The sequence below is a fragment of the Salinivibrio proteolyticus genome, from assembly GCF_001996165.1.
Classification (GTDB): Bacteria; Pseudomonadota; Gammaproteobacteria; order Enterobacterales; family Vibrionaceae; genus Salinivibrio; species Salinivibrio proteolyticus.
In genome coordinates this window covers 44,061-62,501 of record NZ_MUFP01000009.1, presented here as the reverse complement: position 1 = coordinate 62,501, position 18,441 = coordinate 44,061, and the positions used below count along the sequence as shown (strand labels likewise).

The 18,441-nt window shown below is 49.6% G+C and carries 14 protein-coding genes; 9 read left to right on the top strand and 5 right to left on the bottom strand.

Annotated features, from left to right (window positions below; all coding sequences use genetic code 11):
- Nucleotides 1–14: 14 nt before the first annotated feature.
- The 8 genes from dnaX (at nucleotide 15) to BZJ19_RS08795 (ending at nucleotide 9,467) form a co-directional block, all read left to right on the top strand.
- Nucleotides 15–2,120: a DNA polymerase III subunit gamma/tau gene (gene dnaX, locus BZJ19_RS08830; protein WP_077675350.1), complete on the top strand. Its 2,106-nt coding sequence runs from the start codon at nucleotides 15–17 to the stop codon at nucleotides 2,118–2,120.
- A 24-nt stretch (nucleotides 2,121–2,144) separates the two neighbouring features.
- Nucleotides 2,145–2,474 (top strand): YbaB/EbfC family nucleoid-associated protein, encoded by a 330-nt coding sequence (locus BZJ19_RS08825; protein WP_069588674.1) that lies wholly within the window; start codon nucleotides 2,145–2,147, stop codon nucleotides 2,472–2,474.
- A 3-nt stretch (nucleotides 2,475–2,477) separates the two neighbouring features.
- Nucleotides 2,478–3,086, top strand: a complete 609-nt coding sequence (gene recR / locus BZJ19_RS08820; RefSeq protein ID WP_077675349.1) for a recombination mediator RecR — start codon at nucleotides 2,478–2,480, stop codon at nucleotides 3,084–3,086.
- Between the two features lie 172 nt (nucleotides 3,087–3,258).
- Entirely contained in the window at nucleotides 3,259–4,032 is a 774-nt protein-coding gene (locus BZJ19_RS08815; protein ID WP_077675348.1) for an HNH endonuclease family protein, read from the top strand.
- Nucleotides 4,033–4,226: 194 nt separating this feature from the next.
- Nucleotides 4,227–6,122, top strand: coding sequence for a molecular chaperone HtpG (htpG, locus tag BZJ19_RS08810; RefSeq protein WP_077675347.1), 1,896 nt, complete (start codon nucleotides 4,227–4,229; stop codon nucleotides 6,120–6,122).
- A 155-nt stretch (nucleotides 6,123–6,277) separates the two neighbouring features.
- The gene (gene adk, locus BZJ19_RS08805; protein ID WP_069588681.1) at nucleotides 6,278–6,922 is read left to right on the top strand and encodes an adenylate kinase; all 645 of its coding nucleotides are present in this window, start codon (nucleotides 6,278–6,280) and stop codon (nucleotides 6,920–6,922) included.
- A gap of 181 nt (nucleotides 6,923–7,103) precedes the next feature.
- Nucleotides 7,104–8,078 carry a ferrochelatase gene (hemH, locus tag BZJ19_RS08800; RefSeq protein WP_077661754.1) on the top strand — a complete coding sequence of 325 codons (975 nt, stop codon included), beginning with the start codon at nucleotides 7,104–7,106 and terminating at the stop codon, nucleotides 8,076–8,078.
- Nucleotides 8,079–8,165: 87 nt separating this feature from the next.
- The gene (locus BZJ19_RS08795) at nucleotides 8,166–9,467 is read left to right on the top strand and encodes an inosine/guanosine kinase (RefSeq protein ID WP_077675346.1); all 1,302 of its coding nucleotides are present in this window, start codon (nucleotides 8,166–8,168) and stop codon (nucleotides 9,465–9,467) included.
- 71 nt (nucleotides 9,468–9,538) lie between these two features.
- Here BZJ19_RS08795 and asnB read toward each other — a convergent pair whose 3' ends face one another.
- From asnB to nagB, 5 genes are all read right to left on the bottom strand, one after another.
- The gene (asnB, locus tag BZJ19_RS08790; protein ID WP_077455228.1) at nucleotides 9,539–11,206 is read right to left on the bottom strand and encodes an asparagine synthase B; all 1,668 of its coding nucleotides are present in this window, start codon (nucleotides 11,204–11,206) and stop codon (nucleotides 9,539–9,541) included.
- Between the two features lie 251 nt (nucleotides 11,207–11,457).
- Nucleotides 11,458–13,044 (bottom strand): cation:proton antiporter family protein, encoded by a 1,587-nt coding sequence (locus BZJ19_RS08785; RefSeq protein WP_077675345.1) that lies wholly within the window; start codon nucleotides 13,042–13,044, stop codon nucleotides 11,458–11,460.
- Between the two features lie 363 nt (nucleotides 13,045–13,407).
- The gene (gene nagC / locus BZJ19_RS08780) at nucleotides 13,408–14,622 is read right to left on the bottom strand and encodes a DNA-binding transcriptional regulator NagC (RefSeq protein WP_077675344.1); all 1,215 of its coding nucleotides are present in this window, start codon (nucleotides 14,620–14,622) and stop codon (nucleotides 13,408–13,410) included.
- A gap of 7 nt (nucleotides 14,623–14,629) precedes the next feature.
- Nucleotides 14,630–15,766, bottom strand: coding sequence for an N-acetylglucosamine-6-phosphate deacetylase (gene nagA / locus BZJ19_RS08775; protein WP_077675343.1), 1,137 nt, complete (start codon nucleotides 15,764–15,766; stop codon nucleotides 14,630–14,632).
- An 11-nt stretch (nucleotides 15,767–15,777) separates the two neighbouring features.
- The gene (nagB, locus tag BZJ19_RS08770) at nucleotides 15,778–16,578 is read right to left on the bottom strand and encodes a glucosamine-6-phosphate deaminase (protein ID WP_077675342.1); all 801 of its coding nucleotides are present in this window, start codon (nucleotides 16,576–16,578) and stop codon (nucleotides 15,778–15,780) included.
- Between the two features lie 301 nt (nucleotides 16,579–16,879).
- Between nagB and nagE the strand changes: the two genes are divergently transcribed.
- A complete protein-coding gene (gene nagE / locus BZJ19_RS08765) occupies nucleotides 16,880–18,391 on the top strand; it encodes an N-acetylglucosamine-specific PTS transporter subunit IIBC (protein WP_077675341.1) in 1,512 nt (503 codons plus the stop codon).
- Nucleotides 18,392–18,441 lie beyond the last annotated feature (50 nt).

Genomic DNA, 18,441 nt, shown 5'->3' with positions numbered 1-18,441 from the left:
GGAAGCCGAGAAACATGAGTTATCAAGTACTCGCACGTAAATGGCGGCCACACAGCTTTGATACCGTGGCAGGGCAGCAACATGTACTGACTGCGCTTGCCAACGCACTTGACCACGACCGTTTGCATCATGCTTACTTATTTAGCGGTACCCGTGGGGTAGGTAAAACCACCATCGCGCGTATTTTTGCCAAGGGGCTGAATTGCGAGCAAGGTGTTTCTTCATCACCTTGTGGTCAGTGTCAAACGTGCCGAGAGATTGATGAAGGGCGTTATGTCGATTTATTAGAGATCGATGCGGCATCGCGCACCAAGGTTGAAGATACCCGTGAGTTACTGGATAACGTTCAGTACAAGCCTGCGCGCGGTCGCTATAAGGTGTATTTGATTGACGAAGTCCATATGTTGTCTCGTCATAGTTTCAATGCGCTGCTCAAAACGCTGGAAGAGCCGCCTGAGTATGTGAAATTTCTATTAGCCACTACGGATCCGCAAAAGCTGCCGGTGACTATCCTGTCACGCTGTTTGCAATTTCACTTAAAGCATTTCGATGCCAGCCAAATTCAAACCCAGTTAGAAACCATCTTGGCGCAAGAGGGCGTAGATGCTGAGTCGCGCGCATTGATGCTACTTTCTCGCGCAGCTGAAGGCAGCATGCGTGATGCACTGAGCTTAACCGACCAAGCGATTGCGCTAGGCAATGGCCAAATTACCACGGCATCGGTTAGCGACATGCTGGGTACACTGAGTACAGATCACGCATTGATGCTGCTTGAAGCGCTGGTGAACCACGATGCGGTGGAGCTGATGAGTGCCTTAGAGCAGATTGCTCACATTGGCGTTGAATGGGACGGTTTACTCAAAGAGCTGGCTGGGCAACTGCATCAAATCGCTTTACTGCAAGCGTTACCTAATACGCATAGCGAGGCGTCACCAGACAAAGCACGCTTGCATGCACTGGCGACCCGACTGTCGCCACAAGATGTGCAGTTGTGCTATCAAATGGCGCTACAGGGCCGTCAAGATTTACCGTATGCCCCCGATGGACGTGCGGGATTGGAAATGGTGTTGTTGCGGATGTTGGCATTCCAACCGGTCAAAACTGTCCCTTATGAACCCAAGGCGATTTCTGTGCCGACCCAAGCCCCTCAAACGCAACAGGCTGCGACTCAGAAACCGCACACCGATCCGGCTCAGGCGATTGGGGCGTTAAAAGCACAGGTGCAGCAAGCAACATCGACGCCAAGGGAGCAGGCCGTGCCAGCTCCACAGTCGGCGCAACCTCAATCACAATCTGAGCCACAGGCGCAACAGCCAGCGTCGACTCAGCCGGACAGGGCGGAGGAAGCACCGGCTGCTCCTCAATCTGCGGCATCCAGTTTGATTCAGGCGCGGAATCAACTACGTAGTCGAATGAAACGCCAACCGAGTCAGACGGATAACACGCCAAAAAAGACTGAACGGACATCGGCCAAGCAAGATGCGTTGTCAGTGCTGGATCGTATTACTGCGAATGCCCAGCCTGCGTCGCCGGTGTCCGACTCCTCTTTTGAGCAAGCGCCGGCGGCATTGTCTCATCAAAAAACGGCTGAAACGGCGCCGGTGTCTGACGAGCCTTATCAATGGACGCCAACTCAACCACAACCTGAAAAAGAGACAGCCACGCATTTAACGCCAAATGCGCTTAAAAAGGCGCTGGAGCATGAAAAAACACCAGCGATGCGGGACAAGCTTGTCCATGAAGCGAACGCTGAGGATCACTGGTGTGCGTTGGCAGACAGTTTGGTGGTGCCGCGCTTGGTGAAGCAAATGGCACTGAATGCGTCGATGGTGCGTGAGGGCAATACGGTGGTGTTGACCTTACGTCCTGATCAGGCTCACCTCAATAAAGAAAAAGCACAACAACAGCTCATGGAGGCCTTGTCTCAGGCCCTAAATGCCCCCATAACATTGGAAGTCCATTTAGGCGATAGCGGGCGAACGCCATTGGAGTGGCGAGAACATCTCTATCAACAAAAATTAGCGCAGGCGACACAGAGCTTGCATAATGATCCGAATGTCGGTTTTATTCTGCAGCGTTTTGCTGCGGAACTGGATGAAGACAGCATTCGACCAATTTAGAACACCTAACCAAGAGAGAGAATTATGTTTGGTAAAGGCGGAATGGGTAACCTGATGAAGCAGGCGCAGCAAATGCAAGAGCGCATGCAAAAAGTTCAGGAAGAAATTGCCAATATGGAAGTCACCGGTGAGTCGGGCGCAGGCATGGTAAAAGTCACCATGACGGGTAGCCACAGCGTTCGTCGTGTTGAAATCGATGACAGTCTAATGGAAGACGACAAAGACATGCTGGAAGATCTGATTGCAGCCGCATTCAATGACGCCGCACGTCGTGCCGAAGAGCAGCAAAAAGAGAAAATGGCCGAAGTGACAGGTGGTATGCAGTTACCACCAGGCATGAAAATGCCGTTTTAATCCATGCGTACCAGTCAGTTACTTGAACAACTGATGGACGCGCTGCGCTGCTTGCCTGGGGTCGGCCCAAAATCAGCGCAGCGTATGGCCTATCATCTGCTTCAACGCAATCGTCAGGGTGGTATCGAGTTGGCGCAAGCGTTGACTGCAGCGATGACAGAGATTGGTCATTGCAGCCAGTGTCGCACCTTCACTGAAGAAGAGGTTTGTGCGATTTGCGACAATCCTCGACGTCAGCAAACGGGGTTAATTTGTGTGGTTGAGAGCCCAGCGGATATCGCTGCGGTTGAAGCGACCGGGCAATATTCTGGGCGTTACTTTGTATTAATGGGGCATTTGTCGCCATTAGATGGTATTGGTCCTGCCGATATCGGCTTAGACGTGTTGGAAAAACGCCTCACGCATGAGCCCATTGAAGAATTGATCCTCGCTACCAACCCAACTGTTGAAGGCGAAGCAACGGCGCAATATATTGCAGAGCTATGTCGAGAACACAATGTGCAAGCCAGCCGTATTGCCCACGGTGTGCCTATGGGTGGAGAGCTTGAGCTGGTGGACGGCACTACACTCTCACACTCGATCATTGGCCGGCAGCGCTTAAGCTATAACTAGCTGAGAAGCATGACGCTCTGTACCATGACGCACTAATTTTTAAGCCTGACTTGGTCAGGCTTTTCTTTTTTCTCCGCTTTGACGAGCAAATGTGCAATCAATCATTTTTTTGTTGACAAACTAGTCGTTAAACGCTGTTGTGTAAGCACTCATTACTAAACGTGCTTAACGTATGAAGCGTTTTCTCTCTTTCTTTCTCGTAAACTTCTTTCTCGCAAGTGCATTGGTCAGTAACCTGGCTCAGGCCGAGCCAGTTAAGCGCTCAAAATCGGGCATTTGTCACGACACCAGTAGTCCCTATTACACCCGCGTCACGCGATTTACCGCATTTGACTCGCTGTCAGCCTGTCTTGAGGCAGGCGGGCGCTTACCTAAGCGGGTGACGTCTTCTCCAAAAGCGCTTGTCCATCAAGAAACCAACGCAGCGTTGCGCGATGGACGCCCTTTCTCTGGACCCTATCAGCGAGACCATTGGCCCCATTGGTTGGATGAGGACAAAGATTGCCAAAACACCCGTGCTGAAGTCCTGATTGCCCGAAGCCAAGTGCCTGTGACCTACACTCGGGATAACCGTTGCACGGTTGCCACGGGATTATGGACTGGCGCGTTGACGGGACAGTCGTTTACCCAAGCCAGTGATGTCGACATTGATCACCTTGTGCCATTGAAGTGGGCCCACGGTCACGGTGGTGAGGTATGGTCTCGGAACAAAAAAGCCCAATTTGCCAATGACCCCGACAACCTGCTGATTGCCGATGATGCGCTGAATGCACAAAAAGGCGCGAAAGGGCCTGATGAATGGCTGCCGCCGGTCGAGACACTGCGTTGTGACTATGTCTATCGTTTTGATCGTATCGTCGCCCGTTACCAACTCCACTACGTGCCCAGTGAGCGCGAGGCCATGAACCACTGGCTTGCCGCCTGTGGTTACGGACCGCGGGGATAGCAAGGCTGGGTGAATTCGAGGCTGCTTGGCTTGATGAGGCGAATAAATGACTAAGTGATTTATTTTTGGTCAGTTAAGCCTTGAAAGCGTCGCAAGCGGCCCCTATATCCAAAGAGACTTTATCCAATTCGTCATCAGGTGGTCCGCTTTGGGCTCACTTGGCGTTTAATTATCATAGCTTTAGGTAGATTGACATGAGCGTGAAAACCCCAGAAAAACACCAGTTTGGCTCTGATACATCCAAGCTGTTGCAATTGATGATCCATTCACTCTACTCAAACAAAGAGATTTTCCTGCGTGAGCTGGTCTCGAATGCGTCAGACGCGGCGGACAAGCTTCGTTTCAAAGCACTTTCGGCCCCTGAATTGTACGAAAATGACGGGGATTTACGCGTACGCCTCTCAGTGGACAAGGATGCAGGTACGCTGACTATCTCTGATAACGGCATTGGCATGAGCCGAGATGATGTGATCGCCAACCTTGGGACCATCGCGAAGTCAGGGACAGAAGAGTTTCTAAAGCAACTCAATGAAGATCAAAGCAAAGATTCCAACTTGATTGGTCAGTTTGGCGTGGGCTTTTATTCTGCCTTTATCGTTGCCGACAAGGTGACCGTGCACACCCGTGCTGCCGGTCTGGCGGCAGACCAAGCTGTGTGCTGGGAATCTACCGGTGAAGGCGAATACACCCTAGAGCCTATCGAGAAAGCTGAACGCGGCACCGATATTATCTTGCATCTAAATGATGATGAGAAAGAATTCCTCAACGACTGGCGCCTGCGCGAGGTGATTGGCAAATACTCTGATCACATCGGTATTCCGGTTGAAATGTGGACCGTCGAAAAAGACGACGAAGGCAAGGAAACTGGCGAGGGAAAATGGGAAAAGGTCAATAAAGCACAAGCTTTGTGGACCCGTTCTAAATCAGACATTGGCGCGGACGAGTATAAAGAGTTTTATAAGCACGTCTCACACGATTTCGCGGAGCCACTGACATGGAGCCACAACCGTGTCGAAGGTAAAAATGACTACACAAGCTTGCTATACGTCCCGTCGAAAGCGCCGTGGGATCTGTTCAACCGTGAACACAAACACGGCTTGAAACTGTACGTGCAACGCGTGTTTATTATGGATGATGCGTCGCAATTTATGCCAAGTTACTTGCGCTTTATCCGTGGTCTGATTGACTCGAATGATCTGCCGCTCAACGTCTCTCGTGAGATCTTGCAAGATAACAAGATCACCCAATCACTGCGCAGTGCTTGCACTAAGCGCGTGCTATCTATGCTCGAGAAGTTGGCTAAAAACGACGCGGAGAAGTATCAAACTTTCTGGCGTGAGTTTGGTCTGGTACTTAAAGAAGGTCCGGCTGAAGACTTTGGCAACAAGGAAAAAATTGCGGGCTTGTTGCGCTTTGCCTCGACGCACGAAGACAGTGCGGAGCAAACCGTTTCATTGGCGGACTACGTGTCGCGCATGAAAGACGAGCAAGAGAAGATTTACTACATCACTGCAGATAGCTACAACGCTGCGAAGCACAGCCCACACCTTGAGCAATTCAAGGCGAAAGGCATTGAAGTTATCTTGATGTACGATCGCATCGATGAGTGGCTGATGAGCTACCTCACTGAGTTTGATGGTAAGCAATTCCAAGCGATTACCAAAGCAGACCTCGATCTTAGCCAGTTTGATGACGAAGAAGCCAAAGCCAAGCGTGAAGAAACCGAAAAAGCGTTTGAGTCTGTGGTCGAGCGCGTGAAGTCTCATTTAGGTGAGCGCGTGAAAGATGTTCGTCCGACGTTCAAACTATCCGGCACGCCTGCGGTCGTGGTGACCGACCAATTTGAGATGGGCACCCAGATGGCGAAACTGCTCGAAGCGGCTGGGCAACAAGCGCCGGAAGTGAAATATATCTTCGAGCTCAACCCAGAGCATGATCTTGTCAAGCGTATGGCGGATGAGAGCGATGAAGAGAAGTTTGGTACTTGGGTAGAAATGCTGCTAGGCCAAGCAATGCTGGCAGAAAAAGGAAGCATGGATGATCCGTCTGAGTTCTTGGCGTCGGTGAACAAGCTTCTGACTAAGGTATAATCGACAACGCGCTGTGAAAGCGACATACTGAACAGCGACCAACAAGCCCGGCCGGATTGCCGGGCTTGATAGCGTTTCGTGAAGCGTGTATGTTTCGGGTCTTTGCGAATAGACGCAGTTTTACGAAACTCCAAAAACGATAAAAGGGGATCACTATGCGCATCATTCTGTTGGGTGCACCGGGCGCGGGTAAAGGGACGCAAGCGCAGTTCATCATGGAAAAATACGGGATTCCGCAGATTTCTACCGGTGACATGCTGCGCGCCGCGATTAAAGCGGGCACTGAGCTGGGCAAACAAGCCAAAGCGGTTATTGATGCTGGCGAGCTGGTGTCGGATGACATCATTCTGGGTCTGGTTAAAGAGCGTATCTCGCAAGATGATTGTGCCAAAGGGTTCTTGCTAGATGGGTTCCCACGTACAATTCCACAAGCGGATGGCCTAAAAGAAATCGGTGTTGCGATTGATTACGTGCTCGAGTTTGACGTGCCAGACGATGTGATTGTGGAGCGTATGAGTGGTCGTCGTGCTCACTTGGCTTCAGGCCGCACCTACCACGTGGTGTATAACCCACCAAAAGTGGAAGGCAAAGACGATGTGACTGGCGAAGAGCTAGTTGTTCGTGATGACGACAAAGAAGAAACAGTGCGTGCGCGTCTGAAGGTTTACCATAATCAAACCGCGCCTTTGATTGCTTACTACAAAAAAGAAGCAGATGCAGGCAATACGCAGTACTTCACCTTTGACGGCACCCAAGCGGTGGCAGACGTCAGTGTTGAGATTGAAAAAGCCCTAGGCTAACACTGGATGTTCTCCCAAGGAGAAGATTGAGCATATCGATTGCAGAAACCGGAGCAGACGATTAGTCGCTCCGGTTTTTTTATGGCAAGCTAGCCCAAAATCAAATTGTTACCGTACTGGTTCGGGTAAATCGTTTATACGCCAGTCTGTTCTAAGATTGCCGCCAAGGAATACAATCAAAATGACGGAAAAACACAATCAAGTCGGTGTGCTATTGGTCAACCTCGGAACCCCAGAAGCGCCGACCTCACAGTCAGTGAAAGCCTTTCTTTCTGAATTTCTACATGATCATCGTGTGGTTGATTTAACCCGTTGGTTATGGTGCCCATTATTACATGGCGTGATACTGCCGATTCGTTCACCGAAAGTGGCTAAGCTGTATCAAAGTATTTGGATGGAGGAGGGGTCGCCACTGATGGTGTATGCCAAACGTCAGCAAAAAGCGCTGGCTGAACAGGTGTCGGTTCCGGTTGCGCTTGGAATGACCTACGGTAATCCGTCCATTGCCCAAGGGCTTGATGAGCTGCAAGCAAAGGGCTGCGATAAGGTGTTGGTTTTACCGCTTTATCCACAATATTCTGCCACCACCACCGCCGCGGTTTTCGATAAAGTGGCTAAATCATTGAAAGGGCGCCCAGTGATCCCTGCGTTGCGGTACGTGAACCACTATCATGATCACCCGCTTTATCAAGCCGCGTTAGCCCACTCGGTGAAGCAGCATTGGCAAGCGCATGGAAAAGGTGACTTGCTACTTTGTTCTTATCACGGCATACCGCAGCGTTTTGCCGATAATGGCGACCCTTATCCTCGGCACTGTGAGCAAACCACATCGCTGCTGCAAGCGGAACTCGGGCTTGCGGATAACGAGATCATGATGACCTATCAGTCCCGTTTCGGACGAGAAGAGTGGCTCAAGCCTTACACCGATAAGACCTTAGAGACGTTACCCAGCAAAGGGGTGAAAACTCTCGATATTATGACCCCAGCTTTTTCGGCTGACTGCCTTGAGACCCTAGAAGAAATTGCTGAGCAATGTCGAGACACTTTCCTCGAGGCAGGTGGCGAACGCTTCCGATTTATTCCATGCTTAAACGACGATGAGGCTCATATTCACCTGATGGCGTCGCTGGTGGCCCAACATACACAAGGTTGGTAGGGCAATATTTCATCGTGTAGACGCTACGCATGCGCGAATTCTGTGATAGAATTCGCGCCTCCCTTCCATTAGCTAGTTACACGAACCATGAAATTTCCAGGACAACGCAAGTCTAAGCACTATTTTCCGGTTCACGCCCGTGATCCTTTGCTCAACCCAGCCAGCGAACGAGGCTTTAAGCGCCCGCACGTGATTGGTATCGACCAAACCTTGGTCGACATTGAAGCAAAAGTGCCTGATGAATTTCTGGAGCGGTATCAGTTAAGTAAAGGGCACTCGCTCGTCATCGACGATGAGCGTGCAGAAGCACTGTATCAAGAATTGAAAGACAACAATCTTGTCACTCATGAGTTTGCGGGTGGCACCATCGGTAACACCTTACACAACTATTCAGCGCTGGCGGATGATCAATCTATCTTGCTAGGGGTGATGAGCCAAGATATTCGAATTGGTAGCTATTCTTACCGCTACCTGTGCAACACCTCAAGCCGGATGGATCTTAACTACCTGCAGCCAGTGCAGGGCCCAATTGGACGTTGTTACGCCTTGATTGGCGATTGTGGTGAACGTACGTTCGCCATCAATGAAGGCTTGATGAACCAACTCCACCCTGATTCAATTCCTGAGCATATCTTTGAAAACGCCTCTGCGTTGGTACTCACTGCGTATTTGGTTCGTTGCAAAGAAGGCGACCCAATGCCGCAAGCGACCATGCGCGCCATTGAATATGCGAAAAAGCACAACGTGCCAGTGGTTATGACGCTCGGCACCAAGTTTGTGATTGAGCAAAACCCACAATGGTGGCGTGACTTTCTTTCCGAGCACGTTAGCGTCGTGGCGATGAATGAAGATGAGGGTGAAGCCTTAACCGGTGAGAGCGATCCGCTCTTAGCGGCCGATGCTACACTGCAGTGGGTGGATATGGTGTTGTGTACTGCAGGACCAATTGGTTTGTATATGGCCGGTTACACTGAGGATAAGTCGAAACGTCAAACCACCTTGCCGTTGCTGCCAGGTGCGATCCCTGAATTCAACATGTATGAATTTAGCCGTCCGATGATGAAAGCGGACTGTGAAACGCCGATTAAAATTTACTCTCACATTGCTCCCTATATGGGGGGGCCTGAGCGGATTAAGAACACCAATGGTGCTGGAGATGGTGCTCTATCAGCGTTGCTGCATGATATGTCTGCTAATCGCTATCATCGTGATAACGTGCCCAATTCGAGTAAGCACCAATACCCATTTATGACCTACTCCTCTTTCTCGCAAGTGTGCAAGTATGCGAACCGTGTCAGCTATGAAGTGTTGGCGCAGCACTCACCGCGTTTATCACGTGGGCTGCCTGAGCGAGAGGATAGCCTTGAAGAGGCGTATTGGGAGCGATAAGCCTCTAGTAAAAAAACCGCCAATCGGCGGTTTTTTTGTTTCTAATCTATGGTGTGCCCATCATTTTGAGCTTATTGATACGCTTTTTCATGTACCGTGCGTACGGCACGACCAGACGGATCGGCTTGGTTTTTGAAAGATTCATCCCACTCAATCGCTTTGGCACTTGAGCAAGCGATCGACGGGCCGCCTGGTACGCATTTCGCCGCATCGTCGAGCGGGAAGAGCTCTGCAAAGATCTCGCGGTACATATACGCCTCTTTAGTGGTTGGCGTGTTATAAGGGAACCGGAAAGCCGCTGTCTCGAGCTGCTGATCCGTCACCTTCTCTTCGGCGATCGCTTTTAAGGTATCAATCCAGCCATACCCAACGCCATCACTGAATTGTTCTTTTTGGCGCCATGCTACCGAATCAGGAAGTAGGTCTCCAAAGCATTCGCGGATAATGTGCTTTTCCATTTTTCCGTTGCCACACATCTTATCGTCTGGCTTGATCTGCATCGCCACTTCTAAGAAGGCTTTGTCGAGGAAAGGTACGCGTGCTTCCACGCCCCATGCTGCCATGGATTTGTTCGCACGTGCGCAGTCAAACATGTTGAGAGCAAGTAACTTACGCACCGTTTCTTCGTGAAACTCTTTCGCACTTGGCGCTTTATGGAAGTATAAATACCCGCCAAAGACTTCATCGGCGCCTTCACCGGAGAGCACCATTTTGATCCCCATCGCGCGGATCTTACGAGACATCAGGTACATCGGCGTGGAGGCACGGATTGTGGTGACGTCATAGGTTTCGATGTGATAAATCACGTCACGAATCGCATCCAGCCCTTCTTGAATGGTGTAGGTAAACTCATGATGAACCGTGCCAAGATGATCCGCCACTTCCTTGGCGGCTTTCAAATCGGGGGCGCCTTCAAGGCCGATAGCAAACGAGTGAAGACGAGGCCACCATGCTTGGCTTTGATCGTCATCTTCGATGCGGTTGGCCGCAAATTGTTTGGTGATGGCAGAAATCACGGACGAGTCGAGTCCACCAGAAAGCAACACGCCGTAAGGAACGTCGGTCATTAGTTGGCGGTGAACCGCGGCTTCGAGTGCTTCTTTCAACGCCGCTTTATCGGTTGTGTTTTCTTTCACACCGTCATAATCCATCCAATCACGCTTGTAATAGCGCACCGGCTCGCCTTGTTTACTCCACAGGAAATGGCCCGGAGGGAACTCACTGATGCTCTTACATACAGGCGTTAAGGCTTTCATTTCCGAGGCCACGTAGTAGTTGCCGTGTTCATCATGACCGTGGTAAAGCGGAATAATACCAATGTGGTCACGGCCAATCAGGTAGGCATCTTGCTCCTCATCATAAAGGATAAATGCGAAGATACCGTTGAGGTAGTCAAGCAGCTCAGGTCCTTTTTGCTGATACAAAGCTAGAATGATTTCGCAATCTGACTCGGTTTGAAATGGATAGTCAGGAGCAAACTCAGCACGCAATTCTTTGTGGTTGTAAATTTCGCCATTGACCGCTAATGCTTGGGTTTTATCTTGGTTATATAAAGGCTGGGCACCACTGTTTAGATCGACAATCGCTAAACGCTCATGGACCAAAATAGCTTTCTCGGATGAGTAAATGCCCGACCAGTCAGGACCACGGTGACGCATGGTTTTGGACATCTTTAAAGCCACTTCACGGAGCTGCTGTGGGTCGGTTTTTATATCAAGCACCCCAAACACTGAACACATACTTTCCTCTCAAATTCTTCTAGCCAACAAGGCGATAATAGGTTGACAACCACTCTGCCTTGCACGGTCAGGATAGACAAGCCTCAAAAAGCATTTCTTTATCAAAAATCCACTTTGTGTGAATTTTATTTAAAATAAAGGCAATTTAAGTGAATAAAATATAAGTGCAGTGCAGTGTGTGTACAAAATGACTATGCATCGATGAAAAAAGCCGCTCGAAAGAGCGGCCTGGGTACTGGAATAACGGTGGGTTAGGCGTTGTTGGCTGGCGTGGTAAACTGCTCTCGCACATGTCGAGCAAATCCACTACCGGCCTCTTGATAGATATTGAACGCTTCGTCAACGCCGAGCGCTTTGAGTTGCTCAATTTCATCCTCATACTTTGCAATTGCCGCGACCTTGCCCTCAAAGTTGGTTTGCCTGATTTGCTCTAGTGCAAGCATATTGGCCTGACTGTGAGGCATTGCTAGTAAGATTAACTTGATCTGTCCATCAGAAATGGCGCGTGACCAAAAGTCAGGATCGGTGGCATCGCCAAGAATCGCGCGTCGTCCTTCCTCTTGATGGCGTGCCACTGAATCTTCTCGGTTGTCAATGCCAATAATGGGTTGGTGATGAGTGGCAGAGAGCTCGTCATACGCCCCTGAACCAATTCGACCCATTCCAAGTACCAGAATCGAGGCATCACCGAGATTGATCAGCTGATCACTGGGATGTAGCTGCTCGGGGTTTCTATCTTTCAACCACTGCGACGCCCAAGTATAGAGCTGATTACTGAATGTATTGAGCGGTGCGGAAAACGCAAAACTCAATGACACTGCAATAGCGATGGACACTAATATAGGGCCAGGCATAAGGCCAGCTTTATACGCAAATCCCCCCACGATTAAGCCAAACTCACTGAAGTTAAATAGGGTTAGTGTGGTGAATAAAGCAGTCCGCACGCGATAGCGGAAGCCACTGACAATCCAGTAATAGAGAACCCCTTTGATAGGCAAAAGCAACATGAGGATCAATGCAAAGCCAAAGCTTTGCCAAGTAGGCTGCTCGGATAAGCCAATGTTGAGGAAAAAGCACACGAGGAAAAGCTCTTTCATATTAAAGAGCGATTTGGCCATTTCCGAGGCGCGAGGGTGGCTTGCCAGCAGCATCCCTAAAACTAACGCCCCCAAGTCTGGTTTAACGCCAACAAGCTCAAACAAGCCTGCACCCGCCACTAATGCTAGGAAAATGCCATAGAGCACCAACATCTCACCGTGCCCAGCGTTGTCCAGTATTTTGTTGAACACTGGCTTAAGCAGAGGTAATGCAAAGAGCAATAATGCACTGAGTTCGGGCGTTTTTCCGGACGTGGCGGTGATAAAGACCACCGCAAAGATATCTTGCATGATCAGAATGCCAATCGCCAGAGTACCATAGGTGGCATTAAGCTCCCCTTTCTCTTGGAGTGCCTTAATGGCAAAGACGGTACTGGAGAAAGATAGGGCAAAACCCAACAGGGCCAACTCTGACAAGCTCAAACCGGCAAGCATTGGAACGCTTAGGGCTTTCAAGCCGAACAAGGACAGCGTGAACAACCCCGTAGTCAGCAGGTTATGGGCGGTCGCGCCAAACCAAATCTCCTTGGCAAGTAGGGTTTTGACATCCAACTTCAATCCAATCGAGAAAAGCAGCAAGGTGACACCCAAATCGGCCAGATCAGAGATCACCGGGGTGGATTCGTAGCCAAACGCATGTAGCGCAAAGCCAGCAATCAAAAAGCCAACGAGAGGTGGCAAGTGACAACGCATCAGAATATAGCCGCTGATGAAGGCTGCTGAGATGTAAACCAGTTCCATATCGTATGCTTATTATGTGAGTTAGCGAGCAAACAGAATCCGTGTTTTTGTGCAAAAGCCAATAAACACAGCATCGACACTTATCTTAAAGTTTTGAATCAACTAAAGATATGAATTTGAGACATTGATGGGTCTCCTTAGTAATAGCTTGTTTGAGCTTAGTTCTTCTGAGGTTAAGCGATAAGGAGCAAGACGCTTTGATGCCTACGCGACTTTGAGAAAAGAGATAGGCCCGTGACGCGTTGCCAGCTTATAGCGCACCATAGCTTGGGTATATAATGTACACGCTAGATAGGGAAAGTGTGAGATTTTATTTGCGGAGAAAACGGGTTTGCGTAGCAAGACGTCAAACCCGTTAAACGATCACTCTTCGAGCAGTTTTTGTAACAGTTCGCCGTTGAGCATGGCGCGTTTAACTAACGAGAAAGCGGCCATGGTAGGTTTTTCTGCTAGCTTCGCGCTTACAATGTCTAGCTTTTGATGAAAGCTAGGCAGTGACTGGTTTTCAACACAGCGCTGAATGGCGGGGAAGACGACACTTTTTGCTGCCGTGATCTTACCAGCAATGACCACAAGTTGAGGATTGAACAGGTTAACGGTCATAGCAATGGCTTTGCCAAGATGATTGCCAACCTTTACCAATACCTGTCTTGCCAGTTCATCGCCTTGCTCGGCGGCCTCACAAATGGCTTCGATCGTCAAACTATCATCGTGTTTGAGCGTGCTCGGGTGCCCTTGAGCCAGTAGCTGTTGTGCATGTTCGATAATGGCTTCGTTAGAGGCAACGGTCTCTAAACAGCCAAAATTGCCGCATTGGCACTTTTTACCCAAAGGGTCAATTTGCACATGGCCCAATTCGCCCACATTGCGGTTATGGCCCAAGAAAATTTGTCCGTTTACGATAATCCCAGCGCCAGTGCCATGGTGAACACTGACCAGCATCGAGTCGTAATAGGCTTGACTGGCGCCAAAGTAGTGCTCCGCCAATGCTTGCCCGCGAATATCGTTACCAATAAACGCTTGCACACCAAACTCCTCACGGAGTGTGTCGGCAAGGGCCAGCTGTTGAATCGTGATGTTAGGCATGTATTCGACGACCCCAGACTCAGGATCAATCAGGCCGGGCATCACGACCGATATGGCAATCAGCTCTTTGATGGATTGTTGGTGGGTGTCAATAAACTGACTCAGAATCTGAATCAGGCCGTTCACTAACTCGGTTTGATCGTGATAGTGAAAAGCTTCCCCGTGTTCAGCAAGCGATGTCCCACTCAAATCATAGAGTGAAAGCTCGATAAAATGACGCCCCAGTCTTACCGCAAGGGTATGGAATGGGGCGCATTCTGTGGTCAAAGAAATAGCTCGGCGACCGCCGGTTGACGCTTGCTGAGCCACTTCCTTGATCAAGCCACGTTCGAGCAATTGGCGGGTTATTTTTGTCACACTTGCGGGTGCTAGACGGCTCACGTCTGCAATTTGTATGCGAGAGATGGGCCCTTGTTGATCGATCAACCGATAAACGGCAGCCCCGTTGAGCTGCTTTACCAAGTCGACATTCCCGATTTGTCCGCCAGTCATAAATGTCCTAGCTATGTGTATATTGTCCGTTAACCACCGTCGCTCGGATGTTGAGTGTGCGATCAAAAATAGCAAGATTCGCAATTTTCCCCGGGCGAATACTGCCATAAAGCTGATCGACACCAATAGCGCGCGCAGGATACAGCGTTGCCATGCGCAGAGCCTCATCCAAGGCGATACCTATATGCTCAACACTATTACGAACTGCTTCGTTCATCGTCAGTGCAGAGCCGCCAAGTGTACCATTCTCATCAACACACTTGCCGTCACGGTAATATACTTTCTTGCCTACAAAAATAAAGTGATCCATGTCGGCTCCTGCTGGTGCCACAGCATCAGTAACTAGCACTAATTTCTCACCTTTTACTTTATGTGCAAGACGAATGTTGGCGTAAGACACATGGAAACCGTCAGCAATGACGCCGGTGTAAACCTCGGGCGTATCATAAATCGCGCCAACCATGCCGGGCTCTCGACCGGTAGTCGCCGTCATTGCATTGAACAGGTGGGTCGCAAACCCAATCCCATTAGCAAAGCCTTCGCGTGCTTGCTCATAGGTTGCGTTAGTGTGGCCAGCGGAGACGATAATGCCTGCTTTGGTGAGCGCCTGAATGTGCGCTTTTGGAGCGAGTTCGGGCGCCAGCGTCAATTTGGTAATCACGTCTGCGTTGTCGCACAAGTACGCAATCATCTTGTCGTTACTGGGGCGAATATAGTCGAGACTATGGATCCCTTTTTTCGCGCTGTTTAAGTAAGGCCCTTCTAAGTGTAAGCCTAAGGCTTGATGCGGATGATGGGCTTTGTACTCGCGCATCGCGTTCACCGCAGCACGCATGTCATCATCTGAACTTGTAATGAGGGTCGGTAAGAAGTTGGTACAACCAGACTTCAAGTTTGCTTGATGCATGGTCTCAATGGTGTCCGCAGTGATCGCGTCATTGAACATGACACCACCACAACCATTAAGCTGCAGATCGATGAAGCCCGGGCTAACGTAAGCTCCGTCGAGTGAGCGTTTTTCTATCTCTGTCGGCAGCGCATGTTGCGGGCAAATGTCCTCAATCACGCCGTCACGGATGACAATAGCGTGGTCATCAAGCACTTCATGACCAGTAAAAATCCGGCAGTGGGTTAACGCATACATGCTGTTATTCCTTATAAATTATGAATGTTCTGGGCTTCAAGCTCCTGAAAATACTTCACTGTTTTTACTTTTAGTTCGGCAGTTGAAGGCGCATCGCACACAATCATGGCTTTAGGGTGCAGCTGCAGTGCGGAAACAGTCCACAAGTGATTGACCGACCCCTCCACGGCTGCTTGAAGTGCCTGTGCCTTATTGTGGCCAGTGACCAAAATCATGATCTCTTCAGCATCGAGTAGCGTCCCGACGCCAATGGTAAGCGCGTGCTTAGGTACTTGGTTGATATCATTATCAAAGAAGCGAGAGTTTGCCATACGGGTATCTTCGGTCAAGGTTTTGATCCGTGTCCGAGAGGCCAGCGAAGAGGCTGGCTCGTTAAACGCAATGTGACCGTCGTTACCCACACCGCCCATAAAGAGATGGATCTTGCCGTAGGATTTGATCTTGTCTTCATAACGTTTGCATTCCGCATCAACATCGCTCGCATTTCCGTTCAGTAAGTTGATGTTTTCTTCTTTAATATCAATATGCTTAAAGAAGTTTTCATACATGAAGGTGCGATATGATTGGTCATGATCGGCTGGGATATTGCAGTACTCGTCCATGTTGAAGGTTACCACATGCTCAAAGCTCACTTCGCCCTGATTGAACAGGGTGATCAGTTGCTTATAAGTATTCAGTGGTGTACCGCCTGTAGGCAATCCGAGCACAAATGGGCGTTCGGCGCTTGGGGAGAATTTATTAATAGTATCAACGATATATCTGGCCGACCATAGGCCGACTTGATGGCTGGTTTGTAATGGAATGAGTCGCACAGGACACCTCGATAAATCAGTGGGCTTACGGGTACAGCATAACGAATATGCTCATTTATTTTCATCATAAAATAAGTTTTATGATCTGGCTAACATATTTCTCTGTTTTTGGTGTGGATCGGTGATAAATCTCACAAATAAGGGGGTTTTAATTTGCGAGGCGAATTTATTGACATAAACTGCAATTGACTAACATTGTTTGACAAAAAAAGTGCTTTGGTCATTATCTCACGCGATACGCCAGACGCAGAAAACAACAAATACTGTGGTATGGCTCTGAGAACACATAGGGGGAACGAAGGTGAATATTCTTGGATACGCGCAACGTATAGGTCGTGCGCTGATGGTGCCGGTAGCGGTACTACCAGCCGCAGCGATCTTGATGGGGGTCGGCTACTGGCTTGATCCAACAGGTTGGGGTGGGAATAACGCCCTTGCTGCTTTCTTGATTAAATCAGGGGCAGCGATCATTGACAATATGTCGGTACTGTTCGCCATTGGTGTGGCTTACGGCATGTCAAAAGATAAAGATGGTGCGGCTGCCTTAGCAGGTTTCGTCGGCTTTATGGTGATCACCACGCTTTGTGCGCCTGGTGCAGTAAGCCAAATCGGTCTCGTGGATGTTGCACTAGACAACAATGAGCTGGCGTTTAGCAAAATCAACAACCAATTTATCGGTATCTTAATTGGTGTGGTATCGGCAGAGCTTTACAACCGTTATAGCGGCGTAGAGCTGCCAAAAGCACTGGCTTTCTTCAGTGGCAAACGTCTGGTTCCCATTCTTGTGTCTGTTGTCGCCATTGCGATTTCGTTCGTGCTGATGTTTGTATGGCCCGTCGTATTTGGTGGTTTGGTTCACTTCGGTGAAAGTATCACTAACTTAGGCGCCGCGGGTGCAGGTATCTACGGATTCTTCAACCGTCTGTTGATTCCTGTCGGTCTTCACCATGCGCTTAACGCGGTATTCTGGTTCGATACTGTGGGTATCAATGACTTGGGTCGTTTCTGGATGGGCGCGCAAGGTCTTGAAACAGGTGAAGCGATTAAGGGAACCACAGGCATGTACATGGCCGGCTTCTTCCCTGTGATGATGTTTGGTCTACCGGGGGCGGCACTGGCGATTTACCACACTGCACGTCCAGAGAACAAAGCACGTGTGGCATCGATCATGATTGCAGCCGGTTTTGCTTCGTTCTTTACCGGTGTAACTGAACCTCTCGAGTTCGCCTTCCTGTTCGTAGCACCTGTGCTGTTTGTGTTGCATGCGTTCTTGACAGGCATCTCTTTGTTCATCGCTGCCACCTTTAACTGGACTGCCGGCTTTGGCTTCTCTGCAGGTCTTGTCGACTTAGTGTTGTCGTCAAAAAACCCCGTAGCCAACGAGTGGTACATGCTACCGGTAATGGGCTTGGTATTCTTCGTGCTTTATTACGCGACATTCCGTGCGGCGATCATGGCCATGAACTTGAAAACCCCGGGTCGTGAAGATGACAGTATTGAAGGCGCATCTGCCGGAAACGCGAATACGAATGAAACCAGCGACAACCGTGAGCTTGCACGTAAGTACCTCAAAGCGTTAGGCGGACATCAAAACCTGACATCTATCGACGCTTGTATCACACGCTTGCGCCTATCAGTGGCAAACCGTGAAATCGTCGATGAAGCGAAACTCAAAGCCATTGGCGCGATGGGTGTCGTGAAGTTAGGGGATAACAACTTGCAGGTCATTCTTGGTCCATTGGCCGAAATCATTGCCGGAGAGATGAAACAAATCCCGGATAATGAAGATTTGTCTGCAGTGAAATTGCCATAAGCGACCACCATAGAGAAAATCTAAACTCGATAACGCCCAGCTAACGCTGG